Raw genomic sequence first — 13,550 nt, 5'->3', positions numbered from 1 at the left:
TTACTGTTGCTCTGCTGGTGGTTCCTTACCAAACCATTTTTTGTAAATCTCTCTATACTTACCGTTTGCTTTGATTTTCGCTAAACCGCTGTTAATTTTTGCCAATAATTCTGTATTGCCCTTCTTCACAGCGATGCCTAATGGCGCTGCTTCGTAGTCTTCGCCCACAATTTTGGCAATGCCACGACCTTTGTTAGCAATATAGAACTCATTCACTGGTGTGTCATTAATAACAACATCAACACCACGGTTTTGCAATTCTAAGAAAGCATCTACGATGAGATTAAATTCACGAACGTCTGCATTCGGAATCTTACTAGCTATTTCTGCCCCTGTAGAACCGATGGACACACCAATCGTTTTGCCCGACAAGTCGCTGAAACTAGTAATATCTGTATTATCCGTATTAACTACGAGACCACTACCAGCAATGTAGTAAGGATTACTAAAATCTACAGACTTAGCACGCTCTTCAGATATGGTCATATCAGAAATAGCAATATCTAATGTATTACTTTGTAAGGCTGGTAAAAGAGCGTCAAAGTTCAAATTCTGAACTTCCGCCTCCATACCTTCTTCTTGAGCAATGGCATTGATAATATCAATATCAAATCCATCGATTTTACCCGTATTTTTCTCTTTAAAACCAAATGGCGCATACGTTGCATCCGTCCCAACACGCCATACATTGCTTTTCGTTTCTGTATCACTTCCACAACCAGCAATGAATAGACTCGTCGCTAATGTGAAAGCCCCTAACAAGGCTCCTAATCTCTTTATTCTCATAGTTCTATCTCCTACACTACAAAGTTGTTTATTTCAATACATTTATAATAACAAAGATAAAATGTAGGGTCAACAATTCCAATCATATTAATAGGTTTTAATTATATATAACCTCTATCTATAACAAAAGAACTGTTATAGGGCGATTCTTCTATAACAGTTCTTACCGATTTTGTTTTATTTAAATTATTACTACAACATATCTACTATGTAATGATTAATATTATCCTTCAGATTTACTTTCTTTCACATACATCGCCACTTTATATAAGAACACACTGAGCAAGAAGTACATAAAGATGCCTAAATATGTTGCTTCTGGTGTTTCTACCCATTCGCTGGCGAATACGTCTACCCCTGCGATGCGGAGAACGGCACTAAATAGAGAACCTATAGCTCCACCAGCTACGAGACCGGAGGCGATGGTGCTACCTTTAGAGAATCTAAGTTCTGCTAACGCTTTATCTTTCGTGCTATTTTGTACGAAGTAAGCAATTAAACCACCGATTAATAGAGGTGTGTTGATTTCCATTGGCAAATAGGTACCAAGGGCAAATGCCAATGGCGGAACGCGAATCATCCACAAAATAACGGCAAATAAAGCACCTGCCATATATAATGGCCATTGTGCGCTACCGCCAGTCATCATCGGTTCAATAATGGCTGCCATAGCATTAGCTTGCGGCGCATTTAACGCCCGGTCTCCTACGAAGCCATAAGCATTATTCAAGAGAATCATAACGCCAACGGACAAAACAGCACACATAATAGTACCTACAATTTGCCATTGTTCCATTTTCTTCGGCGTTGCCCCTGTTAAATGAGCTACTTTCAGTTCTGCCATGAAATTCCCCGCCATACCAATAGTAGTGCCGATGAAAGCAGCCATCATAAGAACTGCAATCATACCAATCTCGCCAGATACACCTACAGCAGTGAGACAAACAGCAGAGATAATAATCATAAAGATAGTCATCCCCGATACAGGTTCAGTCCCTGTGTAAGCAATAGAGCTAATGCCTACTACAGACAATAGGAAAGACATAATCAATACAATCGCAAAGGCCACCATCGTTTGCACGAAACTTTCAGCGTACATGACATGGAAATACAGTCCAAACAAAACAGTACAAACGAGAATGCCTAGACCAATCCAAGATGTAGGAATATCTCGTTGTGTACGGAGAATATTCACTTCTACGGTTTTAGAACTAAAGATATCCAAAATGGCTTGTTTTACCACATTGCTCACCACTTTAGCCATCGAAATAAGACCAATAATACCGGCCATAGCGAGCATACCAATACCAATGTGACGCACATAATCGAGGAATACTTTGCGAATTGGCGCATCCCCTAGCAATACTGGATTGCCATCGATCATCATTACATGTTCAGGAGCTAAGAAATAGATAATAGGAATACACACAAACCACGAGAAGAAAGAACCTGCAGCAATGATGGAAGCATAGCGCAAGCCTGTAAAATACCCAAGACCTAACAAATCCGCATCAGTATCGATAGCAGCAGTTAGTTTTGTTTTTTCTGCCAGTACACTGCCCCATTTAAAGGTTGTAGTGCGAATGATTTCTTCCCACCAACCAAGGCTATTGAGAATGAAATCGTACACTAGCGCAATAAGACCAGAACCAATCATCAATTTCGCTTTACTACCTTCATTACTCATCAATACTTCGGCAGCAGCGCGCCCACTTGGGAATGGATAAACATAATGCATTTCTTCACAGAAATAGCGGCGAAACATAATACACAATAAGACACCAAGGATACCGCCTAAAATAATAGGAATCACCATTTGCACAAAACTCACATTGGTAACATTCCAAATGTATAAGGCTGGTAAGAAGAACATTGCCCCTGCTAGTGTATTTGTACTAGAACTGGCTAACGCTTGGATATGAACCGTTTCAGCAAAAGCATTTTGTCGCTTCAAAATGACTGCTGTCCCCATAGCCAATACAGATACTGGCGCAAAGGCATCCACTGTTTGACCAATTTTCAAACATAAGTAGCCTACGGCTAAGGTGAATACAGCGGCGTAAAACAATCCCCAAAAGACTACGTAAGAATTGATTTCTTCGTATTCTTTTGTAGGATCCAATACAGGCTGTATCGGTGCAATAACACGACTTTCATCAGACATAGTAATCCCTCCTTTTACTAAGAATTGCCTCTGTGTACATCCATTCCTTTATATGACGGTTCTGTGCATGTACTTTCAATAAGAAGTGCATATTCTGTATATATTAAATGTATTCTCTTTGCATTTTCTTTTCTCCTGCTCTACAATGAAAGTATAGAATCAATTTAGATCAGATATTCATAAAAAGCTATAAGGAGGTTATGTCTATGGAAACTATGGTCCAACGATTTATTCGCTATGTTCGTATAAATACACGGTCCGATGAACATAGCACTACAGTTCCCAGTACGCAAAGCCAAGTCGACTTTGCCAAACAAGTGCTAGTACCCGATTTAGAAGCTATCGGCGTAGACCATGTTATGTACAACAAAGAAAATGGTTTTGTTATTGGTACCATCAATGCCAATACAGATGAGCCAGCCCCTTCCATTGGGTTTATTGCTCACATGGATACTGCCGATTATAATGCGGACAACATCAATCCTCGCATCATCGAACATTACGACGGCACCGACATTTGCTTAAATGAAGAAAAAGGTATTTACAGTCGCATTAGCGATTTTCCAAATCTTACCAACTATATTGGTAAATCCTTAATTGTCACCGACGGTCTTACCTTATTGGGCGGCGATGATAAGGCCGGTATTTGTGAAATTATGGAAGCCCTCCGATATATCAAAGAACATCCAGAAATTAAGCACGGAAAAATCATGTGTGCCTTTGGCCCTGACGAAGAAATCGGTATCGGCGCAGACCGCTTCGATGTATCCCAATTTCCTGTGGACTATGCCTACACCATCGATAGTGAAAGCATCGGTCACTTAGAATACGAAACATTTAATGCTGCCAGTGGTACAGTAATTTTAAAAGGCATTTCTGTTCATCCTGGGGCAGCCAAAGATATTATGATCAACTGTAGCAAACTAGCTATGGAGTTTGACGCTATGTTACCAGGCGCTGCCGTGCCAGAACACACATCGGGGCGAGAAGGATTTTTCATGCTCACTAGCATGGATACACAAATTGATACAGGTACAATGAATTACATCATTCGGGACCACGATAAACAACTATTCGAAGCGAAAAAAACGTTCTTCACCCAAGCAGCACGTTCCTTAAACGATCGCTATGGTCGCGAAGTCTGCGAAGTCATCGTCAAAGACCAATATTACAACATGTACGAAGTCATTAAAGACCATATGGAATGCGTAGAAGTTGCTAAAGCAGCTATGGTAAAAGCTGGCATTACACCTATTTGTGCACCAATTCGCGGCGGCACAGATGGATCTAAAATCTCCTTTATGGGCATCCCTACCCCTAACATCTTCACAGGCGTAGAAAACTTACATGGTCGACATGAATTTGCTTGTATTGACGATATGGAAAAAGCTGTAGAGGTTATTATTAATATTGTGAATATCGATAAATAATGACATTATACAGGTAGATAAATAACAAAAAGGAGCTGACACACTTATGCGTCAGCTCCTTTTCTATGTTCTTTAACAATTATACATTTCAGTCACTAGTTTACACTATTCTCCATCATATACCTCTACGCCAGAATCAACAAAAAATCCCTTATAAGCCTCTGCTTTCTTTTCTAGTTTTAGCGGATAGGCTCTAGACGTCGATGGTAGTCTAGTCAATGTAAGCTGTCGCCCTTCAAATACATAAGGAATCGTTTCTCCCACTTTGGGCATTTTTACGTCCTCATCTAACAAGCTTAACAATACTTCTGTAGCTTTACCTCCAGTAGTAGCTATGTGCTTACAGTCTGGAATTTGTTGTAACACCTCGGCTAAAGGGACTGGTTCTACTACTTTTAGAAATGCATCCGATGCATTGCCTCGTTCTCGGATTGCTTTGAGTACTGTCGGACAATAAGCGATGCCTCGCTCGGTAAGAAATGCTTTGATTTTCTCTGCATCGAAGGCTTTTTCTTCGCCTTTTCTAAAATAATCTTTATCATTAAAAAATACTAGTCCGTAAACGCGCCACATATCGTTTTGAAAGTTGGGGTAATGAAAATCCATAGCCCTCTTTTCCGATGTAGGCGGAAATGTACCCATTAACATAACTATTACTTTAGGTGGCAAAAATGGTGGAAACGGTCTCGTTTCCACCACTTCATTAGCACCTATAGCCATCGAGTCTTTAACGGCCTTTGTTTTCGCACTAGCGTTAGACTTACTAATCCGTATTGTCCTATTGGTTACTTTCGATGTACTATTTGCTTTCATACACAGTTCTCCTATTATTCTACAACAGGTTGCAACATTAAGGCGTTAATATCATCAAAACCAGTTGGCACTGGAGATACTAAGTACAAGCAAATAACAGCAACTACGGCAAATCCAATCGCTAAGTAAGAGAACGAGCCTCGGCGTTCAAATTCGTAGAGACCAAATACACGAATACCAAGGGCAGCACCAATAGCCGTAATAAAGGATGGCAAAGAGAATGTAATATATACCCCAAAGATAACCATCAATCCCGCAAAAGCACCGATAGCTATAATCATAGGCATCATGCGATCCAGTTTACTGCTGTAGTCACGCGTTAAACCTGCAGTATAGTGGGAGCTTTCAATACCAAAGAGACCTAAGAAAAGAGTAAATCCCGTCCAGATGAAGTCCCATACCCCTTTAAAGGCACTGCGATGGTTCCCGGCATACCAAGCAAAAGCAGTAATGATCAAAATCGCCAAGCCTACGAGTCCGAAATAGTAGTCACCACTAATCATAGGCCCTACATAGGCACCGATAGCCGTTAAAATAGCAGCTAATATAGAGAATCCAATGACGCGAGACGACACAGGACGTTCCTTCTCGGGAATGCGTTTATACACGGTAGCGATCAATTCTGCAATAAAGCAAGCCATAAAGAAGGCGATCCCTGCAGGTGGTACAAACACTGTAATGAGCGCTGTTAATACAAGAGGAATGGCGATTTTCCAACGAGGGAATAACACCAGTTCTTTGTAATTCAATCGAGCATCTTGCGTTTCTGCTGTTAAATTGTTATACACCACAAATAACAGCATGAAGGCTACAACGTCGAGTGGCGTTGCACCCCAAATCAACAAGGTAGGAACGATGATCATCGACATAGCTACTCCAGAAATGCGCGACAATCCAGCTGCTACAATGCCGAGGAGCAGAAAGGGTCCTAATACTTCAATAAATTCTAGCATAATTAACCTCCATTATCATATAGATTTAAGTATATAGTAATTATGCATAAAATACTATACCCAATAACAAATAACAGAAAATGACTCTGACAGATATCTCTGTAGAGTCATTTTGTATTTTATTTATCTGTCCAACGTTCTCCATCTTCTGGCATTACATAATTAGTAATGCCGCGTTTTGCAAGAAGGCCACGCATAGACCTACGTGTAATTTGTGCATGAGCCACAGTATCCATATGCGATACGATAATTTTCGCCTCTGGCAAAGATTGCGCCACACAATCTATATCTTCATCATTCATAATCAAACGGCCATGGCCTACTAGTTCTGCAGCACAAGCATTAACAACAACTACACCTGGTTTATGTTCTGAAAGCACATTTGCTACAGCTTCGTACCAAATCGTATCCCCCATAATATACAAAGTATCTTCATTATTTGCTTTGAAAAGAACACCTACCGCATCACCAGCAGGAACAATTGTCCCATGACGCCCTGGCGTTTTTATTAATGTAACACCATTTATATCAGTACCTTCATCACTAAGAACTCGTACATCAACAAAGCCAGATCGTTTAAGCGTTTCTGCGTCAACTTCACTTTGTACAAATACGGGAACATTTTTGTCTAATCCATCCCCTACTGTCCCATCAGCATTCATATCGATATGGTCAGGATGAACATGAGTAACGATGTAATAATCAACGTCTTTCAAAACCTCTTCTTTGCTGTATGGTAAATCACAAAGAGGCATTGCCAAGTTCATTTGTACTGGATCAACAGTAATAAATGGACGACCAGGAATATCATTCATACTTCCCATTTCACCTTTACCACATAACCAAGGATCTACCAAAAATGTTTTCCCACCATAATTAATTTTAAGTGTTGCATTTCTAATTTGATCAATAATCATAAATCCTCCATTTTATTTATATTTATCTCTTACTGGATCATATTTTATTTATTTTATAATACATATAGTCATTTATTTGACATAGTGTATGATAATTATTATGCTAAACATAAAAAAATAAATCAATAGACACATCCCTTATATCTGTTTAATAATAAACATATTTCTAAAACTGTCTATTAAATAGAAAACATGAGAAATCACAACAAAGTAAAGGAGATACTTATGACAAAAAAATTAGATCGCCGCACCTTATATACGCAAACAGCCATCAAAGATAGCTTTCTAAATTTATTAGAAAAACAATCATTTCCTAAACTCAATGTAACGGCTATTTGCAAAGAGGCCGATATAACAAGATCCACATTCTACTTACATTATATAGATATCTACGACGTACTCGACCAAGTTCTCAACGATGCCTTAGATGCTACTACTATGAAAAATAAAGCAGCCCCTTGGGATATTGCAAAGATCATTGCAGAATCATCAGATCCAGTTAAATTTATTGATACTCATATTTCTGACCTTCCTATCTGCCATCGTGTAGCTCTGATTCCTAAATACAAGGCTTTATTTACTGATGAAACATTAAATTCTTATATATTACAACATATTTTGACAAAACAAAAAACAGAAGTTATCCATAATATGGTAGCGCACTTTCGTATCGATTCTGCTCTAGCTGAAAGCCTCTATACATTCCTCATTAATGGTTCTTTCGCTGTAAATCAACAATACAAATGGGAAAGCACTCCTCAATGGCGAGCTGCCCAAGCTATGATATTTCGTTTTATCCATAGCGGCATACAAGGTCTACTCGAGGGTAGAAAGAAAGAAACTAGATACTAAAATTTTAACCGCCGTCGTACAGCTGATATTGAACAATTCATTTGCCTCGCAATAGCTGCTACAGAGAATCCTTCACCGCGAAGGCGTTGTATTTCCTTTTCGTCAATATTTAATGTTTTGCCTCGCAAAGAAACACCTTCTTCTCGCAAATAGAGGGCAATCGTATTAGACTGCAATCCATAGGCGAGTCCGATATCTTTTGTACTCATGTGATGTTCCGTATATAAATAAGCCATTTCTTCAATAGGTTGTAAGCGCCGTTTCCGGCCTCGTATGGATACGTTCATTTTCCGTAATATATGGAGTACTTTCCACCTAGTAAGCCCCATCATCTTCGCAATATCAGTGGTGCTATTGCCGCTTTCATAAGCCTTTTGAATGCGTTCTGGATCTACGACTGATTGCTTGAATACTGGTTTTCGATATAACCCGTATTCCCGCAAGCGATTTGTAACGGTGCTCATAGACACGCCAAGGGAATCCGCTACACTTTGAATATGACCTTTATTATCATAATATGTGCGACACAATTCCTCTTTGCTAATATCTTTTTTCGTTTTTCGCCGCTCTATATCATACGATTCCATGCGTCGTACAATAGTATCTACACTACATCCAAAATACGATGCTATATCTCGCAAAGTCCATTTCTCTTTTACATATAATAGTTCCAATACTTCTTTTGAAATAATTTGTACTGCACGATACACTATGATACCACCCTTCTTCTATGAGGAAGATCCTTATATGCGCAAACACGTAACTCCTTACCTCTAGTATGACTACTGGAAAAGGATAATACAATGGAAAAAGGTTCCTAATAGTGACCATTTGACACTATTAAGAACCTTTTGTTTATTTTATATTCAGTTGTATGCATCATATTAACGATATTTTGGTCGTAACGCTTTCGGCTTATCTAATATGATAGCCCATTTCATACCTTCTTTAGCTGAAAGTGTAAGCTTAGCCCTGTTTCGCTTTTCAGATGGTTCTGCTCCATCTAGCTTTTCTGTACTATAATCGAGAACTGGTCGCTCTTCCTGTATTTCTAACTCTTGTGAAGCAGCTGTACGTTCTGCATTATACTGATCTAACCGCTCTTCTAACGATAGAGCGCGCTTTTTGTTCTTCTTAACAGGTTCTACATCTTCAGTAATCTCTGTTTTAGTAGCCACAACGATAGGTGGTGCAGATTCAACTGAGGCTGGCTGTACGTCTTCAATGGTAGTGTTAAAGGTCTCCACAGGAGTTATGACCTCTTCTTCTACCGGCACAGGCTCATCTTTTCGAGCAATTTTGATACCATACGCCCGCTCCATATCTTCCCAAGTCATAGAACTAGTAGAACGCGAATGATGGCCTTCTGCTGGATTTTCTTCATAAGGATTATTTTCATAAGTATGTCCAGTATCATAAGGGTCATTGTACTGTTCATCATAGCTTGTATCATTAGATGATTTACCAGATTTTAAAAGATTAGGAAGAACGATAACGATCAGCGCTAGCGCAAAAATAGGATTATCCGTTAATATAGAAATAACGCTGCCTATAATGTCGCCCATAGGCCCCTCCTATTCACCGTCAGCGAGGTTTTCACGCATTTTAGTATCCGCTAGGATATTATTCATATTATAGTAATCCATAACACCTAAATTACCATCTCTGAAAGCTTGCGCCAAGGCTTTTGGTACTTCTGCTTGTGCTTCCACAACTTTTGCTTGCATGTCTTGTGTTTTAGCTCGCATTTCTTGCTCTGTAGCCACCGCCATAGCACGGCGTTCTTCGGCGCGAGCTTGGGCGATTTTTTTATCTGCTTCCGCTTGGTCTGTCTGTAATTGAGCACCAATATTACGACCTACGTCAACGTCAGCAATATCGATGGATAAGATTTCAAAAGCTGTACCTGCATCGAGACCTTTTCCCAATACAGTACGAGAAATATGATCTGGATTTTCCAATACATCTGTATGTTCTTCACTAGAACCTACCGTAGTAACAATCCCTTCACCAACGCGGGCAATGATTGTGGCCTCCCCTGCACCGCCTACGAGGCGATCAATATTAGCACGTACCGTAACGCGAGCGCGTACTTTCAGCTCAATACCATTTTTAGCTACTGCGGAAATAATTGGCGTTTCAATGACTTTTGGGTTAACGGACATTTGTACCGCTTCCAATACGTCACGACCAGCCAAGTCGATAGCTGCAGATCGTTCAAAAGTCAATGGAATCGATGCTCGCTCTGCTGCAATCAATGCATCTACAACGCGGTCTACATCACCACCAGCGAGATAGTGAGCTTCTAATTGATTAACTTGCACATCGAGGCCCGCTTTATTCGCTTTAATTAAAGGCATAACGATTTGAGATGGATTTACACGACGTAGACGCATACCTACTAATGTGAAAATACCTACATTAACACCAGCTGCTAAAGCAGATACCCATAAACCTAATGGCACGATGTATAACAAGATCATAATGCCAATTAGCAGTATAGGTAAAATAATAAAAATACCTAAATCCATAATATCCTCCTATATTTACTCTACGCTATGAGATCTAACGATATTGCGACCGCCTACAACGCGGATGACCATAATTGGTGTTCCTTCATCGATAAAGCCGCCTTCAGTAACAACGTCTACGAGATTATCATCGATGAGAGCAATACCAGCAGGTCTCAAAGTAGTATGAGCAATACCAGTTTTACCTACCAAATTACTTTGTACATCATTGGATATATATCCTTCTTTAGTCGTCGTCCGTTGACCTAATGTAAAGAGCTTACCAATCCAAGTTTCCGAAAAATGATTGAAAAATACAATCAATAAAATGACCAATATAGCCGTAATACCTAGAACCATATATAAGGCAAAGTCACCACCGCCAAGTCCCGTAAAGAGGCCCCACATAAACAAACCATATCCAATGAGGCCTATAATACCGCCAGGAACAACTATTTCAGCGGCCATCAACAAGGCACCGATAATAATCCAAAAAATATAATCCATAGATACCTCCTTGTAGAATCTATGTTATACTTCACTATTTTTCACTTGCTCGTTGCCGGCTCCTGTTTTTTGCAAAATGAGAAGAACAATACTCATCAACATACCTACCACTGTAGCAAGGCCCATTCCTTTCAAGACAATAGGACCAATCACTAATTCAGCACCGCTTAAGCCTACTACGAGGATAACAGAGGTAAGAATCATATTCACTGGATTTGTATAGTCCACTTTGCGTTCTACTAACATACGCAAACCAGAAGCAGCGATAATGCCAAAGAGAAGAATGGATACACCACCCATAACTGGTACTGGAATAGCGTGAATTAAAGCAGCCACTTTACCAACGAAGGAAACGATCATAGCTAGTACAGCAGCACCACCAATGACCCAAACGCTGAAGCAACGAGTAATGGCTAATACACCGATATTTTCGCCATATGTCGTATTTGGTGTAGCCCCAAAGAAACCCGATAACATATTAGCTAAACCGTCACCTAGCAAGGACCGTTCTAAACCGGGATCTTTCATCAAGTCCTTACCAACGATATTACTAGTTACCACTAAGTGGCCAACGTGCTCTGCAAATACTACGAAGAGAGCCGGCATAATCATAATGATGGCGTTAATATCAAATACTGGCGAACCATAAAAATGGGGTAACGAGAACCAAGGCGCTTGTTCTACAGCTGTAAAATCTACAACTCCCATGAAAGCAGCTAGTACATAGCCTGCCACAACGCCAATCAGCACAGGAATAACAGCTAAGAAACCTCTAAATACAACAGTACCTAAAAGGGTAACAATCAAAGAGAAGAGAGAAATAATAACGGCTTGATCATGAGACATTCCGAGGTTTTGGTCTCCAATGAGACCAGCCATTCCCATCGCTACTGGCGCTAATTCCAAACCGATAATAGCAACGATGGCCCCCATGGCAGCAGGGGGAAATAATTTATCAATCCAACCAATACCGATATAGCGTACTAAAAATGACAGTAGTACAAAGGATAAACCAAATACGACAAAGGCTCCTTTTGCTGCCTCATAGCCTAAACCAGCGGCCAATACAGCCCCTACAGGGGCGATAAAAGCGAAGCTAGACCCTAAATAAGCTGGGATTTTACCTTTACAAACGAACAAATAGAGCAATGTCCCAATGCCGTTCATAAATAATGCTGTAGCCGGATCTACTTTCAGTAAATACGGCACTAGCACAGTAGAACCGAACATGGCAAAGAGATGTTGCAAACTGAGTGGTAACATTTGTCCCCACGATGGGCGTTCTTGAATATCAATGTAATCTTTCATAGTGTCCCTCGCTTACAAAATAAAAAATGGATTATAATTGCTCTTTCGGCTTAAAGCGGCTTCGCGTCTCTTCTCGCAAGGATGGAAGTACTTCTTTTTTGCCAATGGATTTTACACCTTCTATACTACGGCGCGAAATATTCGCCAAAATGCCGATAGCCATGCAGTTCATCAATAGCGAAGAACCGCCATAGCTAATAAATGGCAATGGTACCCCTGTTACAGGAACGAGGTTCGATACCATAGCAATATTGAAAAATGCTTGTCCACTAATGAGCATGGTAATGCCAATAGCAAGCCATTTTCCAAACTCATCACGAGCCTTGCTAGCAATGCGGAAGCCGAAATAAGTAAAAATAGCCACTAACAGAATCACCGCTAATGCCCCAATAAAGCCCATTTCTTGAGCCCAAATAGCAAAGGCAAAATCGGTATGTGCTTCTGGTAAATAAAAATACTTAGCCGTACCAGCCATAAAGCCTTGTCCTAAAAAGCCACCAGACCCGATGGCAATCAAGCCTTGTACCGTTTGATACCCTAAATCTTGCGCATATGGCCAGGGATCTTGCCATGCCAATACACGTTCCCAACGGTATGTACTAAAGCGAGCCATACAGAATCCCAAAGTCCCGCTAGCAATCAAGGAACCGGCGAAAAATGTCTTATCAAAACCCGCTAAAAAGATCAGCAAATACGTAAAGCCTACAATGAGTACTGACGTCCCCATATCTGGTTGTAACATAGTGACTCCAGCAAAGATAATAGGCCATAACAAAACATATGCCATATAAGAAAGGCGTTCTACGAAATAACCAGCCGCTACTTCCGACCCCGTCATTTGCCGTTTCCGTTGAAATATAGATTTAAACTTAGGATTTTGCCATGGTTTCTTTGCCAAAATAGCGGATGTCCAAATAAGAGCAGATAATTTTGCAAACTCCGATGGTTGTATCGATACAGGACCAATGACAATCCATCGACGAGCACCATTGATAACGGCCCCCATGATTAATACCAGAACCAACATTCCCAATGTAACAACCATTACATTCCTTAGTATCGTTCGATTCTGCAATCTTCGATAGTCGAAATTATATAAAAAAATTCCCGCTACGATAGATAGTAACAAAAAGAATATATGTTTCGGAAAATATCCTAACAATCCTGCATCCGTCGTGATGGACTCAATATAGGTAGCACTAAAAATATTAAAACTCCCAATAATAGCAAGGATTAACATAGGTATCAAAATACCTTGCAAGTCATTTTTTAAGATTGGCTCTCGACGTTGTCTCCCCTTTTCGTCCATC

13 protein-coding genes are annotated in these 13,550 nt (G+C 40.1%); 2 read left to right on the top strand and 11 right to left on the bottom strand.

Annotated elements, in window-relative coordinates:
* Both NFR29_RS02095 and NFR29_RS02090 read right to left on the bottom strand, forming a co-directional pair.
* A complete protein-coding gene (locus NFR29_RS02095; RefSeq protein WP_251422522.1) occupies window positions 1-786 on the bottom strand; it encodes a basic amino acid ABC transporter substrate-binding protein in 786 nt (261 codons plus the stop codon).
* A 223-nt stretch (window positions 787-1,009) separates the two neighbouring features.
* Window positions 1,010-2,950, bottom strand: a complete 1,941-nt coding sequence (locus tag NFR29_RS02090; protein WP_251422519.1) for an OPT family oligopeptide transporter — start codon at window positions 2,948-2,950, stop codon at window positions 1,010-1,012.
* A gap of 206 nt (window positions 2,951-3,156) precedes the next feature.
* Between NFR29_RS02090 and pepT the strand changes: the two genes are divergently transcribed.
* The gene (gene pepT / locus NFR29_RS02085; RefSeq protein ID WP_251422515.1) at window positions 3,157-4,380 is read left to right on the top strand and encodes a peptidase T; all 1,224 of its coding nucleotides are present in this window, start codon (window positions 3,157-3,159) and stop codon (window positions 4,378-4,380) included.
* Window positions 4,381-4,485: 105 nt separating this feature from the next.
* Here the strand turns inward: pepT and NFR29_RS02080 are convergent, their stop codons facing one another.
* The 3 genes from NFR29_RS02080 to NFR29_RS02070 all read right to left on the bottom strand — a co-directional run bounded on the left by NFR29_RS02080 (window position 4,486) and on the right by NFR29_RS02070 (window position 7,063).
* Window positions 4,486-5,100: a DNA glycosylase gene (locus NFR29_RS02080; protein ID WP_251422804.1), complete on the bottom strand. Its 615-nt coding sequence runs from the start codon at window positions 5,098-5,100 to the stop codon at window positions 4,486-4,488.
* Window positions 5,101-5,207: 107 nt separating this feature from the next.
* Window positions 5,208-6,146 carry a hypothetical protein gene (locus NFR29_RS02075; protein ID WP_251422513.1) on the bottom strand — a complete coding sequence of 313 codons (939 nt, stop codon included), beginning with the start codon at window positions 6,144-6,146 and terminating at the stop codon, window positions 5,208-5,210.
* A gap of 119 nt (window positions 6,147-6,265) precedes the next feature.
* Complete coding sequence (locus NFR29_RS02070; RefSeq protein ID WP_251422510.1) at window positions 6,266-7,063, bottom strand: MBL fold metallo-hydrolase; 798 nt, start codon at window positions 7,061-7,063, stop codon at window positions 6,266-6,268.
* Window positions 7,064-7,288: 225 nt separating this feature from the next.
* Here NFR29_RS02070 and NFR29_RS02065 point away from each other — a divergent pair, with 225 nt between their 5' ends.
* On the top strand, window positions 7,289-7,915 hold the full coding sequence (locus tag NFR29_RS02065; protein ID WP_251422507.1) for a TetR/AcrR family transcriptional regulator: 627 nt from the start codon (window positions 7,289-7,291) through the stop codon (window positions 7,913-7,915).
* On the opposite strand, the gene NFR29_RS02060 is transcribed toward NFR29_RS02065, so the two are convergent.
* From NFR29_RS02060 to NFR29_RS02035, 6 genes are all read right to left on the bottom strand, one after another.
* The gene (locus tag NFR29_RS02060) at window positions 7,912-8,625 is read right to left on the bottom strand and encodes a helix-turn-helix domain-containing protein (protein WP_251422504.1); all 714 of its coding nucleotides are present in this window, start codon (window positions 8,623-8,625) and stop codon (window positions 7,912-7,914) included. The two genes, NFR29_RS02065 and NFR29_RS02060, sit on opposite strands and share 4 nt — an antisense overlap.
* A gap of 174 nt (window positions 8,626-8,799) precedes the next feature.
* Entirely contained in the window at window positions 8,800-9,480 is a 681-nt protein-coding gene (locus NFR29_RS02055; protein ID WP_251422500.1) for a hypothetical protein, read from the bottom strand.
* Between the two features lie 9 nt (window positions 9,481-9,489).
* Window positions 9,490-10,446 (bottom strand): flotillin-like protein FloA, encoded by a 957-nt coding sequence (gene floA, locus NFR29_RS02050; RefSeq protein ID WP_251422497.1) that lies wholly within the window; start codon window positions 10,444-10,446, stop codon window positions 9,490-9,492.
* Window positions 10,447-10,461: 15 nt separating this feature from the next.
* Window positions 10,462-10,932: an NfeD family protein gene (locus NFR29_RS02045; RefSeq protein WP_251422494.1), complete on the bottom strand. Its 471-nt coding sequence runs from the start codon at window positions 10,930-10,932 to the stop codon at window positions 10,462-10,464.
* Window positions 10,933-10,956: 24 nt separating this feature from the next.
* Window positions 10,957-12,240, bottom strand: a complete 1,284-nt coding sequence (gene uraA, locus NFR29_RS02040) for a uracil permease (RefSeq protein WP_251422491.1) — start codon at window positions 12,238-12,240, stop codon at window positions 10,957-10,959.
* Between the two features lie 31 nt (window positions 12,241-12,271).
* A complete protein-coding gene (locus tag NFR29_RS02035) occupies window positions 12,272-13,549 on the bottom strand; it encodes an FtsW/RodA/SpoVE family cell cycle protein (RefSeq protein ID WP_251422488.1) in 1,278 nt (425 codons plus the stop codon).
* Window position 13,550: the final 1 nt, after the last annotated feature.

This window comes from Veillonella agrestimuris, assembly GCF_943193065.1.
GTDB lineage: Bacteria > Bacillota > Negativicutes > Veillonellales > Veillonellaceae > Veillonella > Veillonella agrestimuris.
The sequence above is the reverse complement of the archived record's forward strand: the minus strand, read 5'-3'. Positions and strand labels throughout refer to the sequence as shown.

Excerpts from the sequence above, each read along its gene's own strand:
- NFR29_RS02090 (WP_251422519.1), bottom strand. The coding sequence starts at position 2,950 with ATGTCTGATGAAAGTCGTGTTATTGCACCGATACAGCCTGTATTGGAT.
- NFR29_RS02070 (WP_251422510.1), bottom strand. The coding sequence starts at position 7,063 with ATGATTATTGATCAAATTAGAAATGCAACACTTAAAATTAATTATGGT.
- NFR29_RS02045 (WP_251422494.1), bottom strand. The coding sequence starts at position 10,932 with ATGGATTATATTTTTTGGATTATTATCGGTGCCTTGTTGATGGCCGCT.
- NFR29_RS02065 (WP_251422507.1), top strand. The coding sequence starts at position 7,289 with ATGACAAAAAAATTAGATCGCCGCACCTTATATACGCAAACAGCCATC.
- floA (WP_251422497.1), bottom strand. The coding sequence starts at position 10,446 with ATGGATTTAGGTATTTTTATTATTTTACCTATACTGCTAATTGGCATT.
- NFR29_RS02095 (WP_251422522.1), bottom strand. The coding sequence starts at position 786 with ATGAGAATAAAGAGATTAGGAGCCTTGTTAGGGGCTTTCACATTAGCG.
- NFR29_RS02080 (WP_251422804.1), bottom strand. The coding sequence starts at position 5,100 with ATGGCTATAGGTGCTAATGAAGTGGTGGAAACGAGACCGTTTCCACCA.
- NFR29_RS02035 (WP_251422488.1), bottom strand. The coding sequence starts at position 13,549 with ATGGACGAAAAGGGGAGACAACGTCGAGAGCCAATCTTAAAAAATGAC.
- NFR29_RS02055 (WP_251422500.1), bottom strand. The coding sequence starts at position 9,480 with ATGGGCGACATTATAGGCAGCGTTATTTCTATATTAACGGATAATCCT.
- uraA (WP_251422491.1), bottom strand. The coding sequence starts at position 12,240 with ATGAAAGATTACATTGATATTCAAGAACGCCCATCGTGGGGACAAATG.
- NFR29_RS02075 (WP_251422513.1), bottom strand. The coding sequence starts at position 6,146 with ATGCTAGAATTTATTGAAGTATTAGGACCCTTTCTGCTCCTCGGCATT.
- pepT (WP_251422515.1), top strand. The coding sequence starts at position 3,157 with ATGGAAACTATGGTCCAACGATTTATTCGCTATGTTCGTATAAATACA.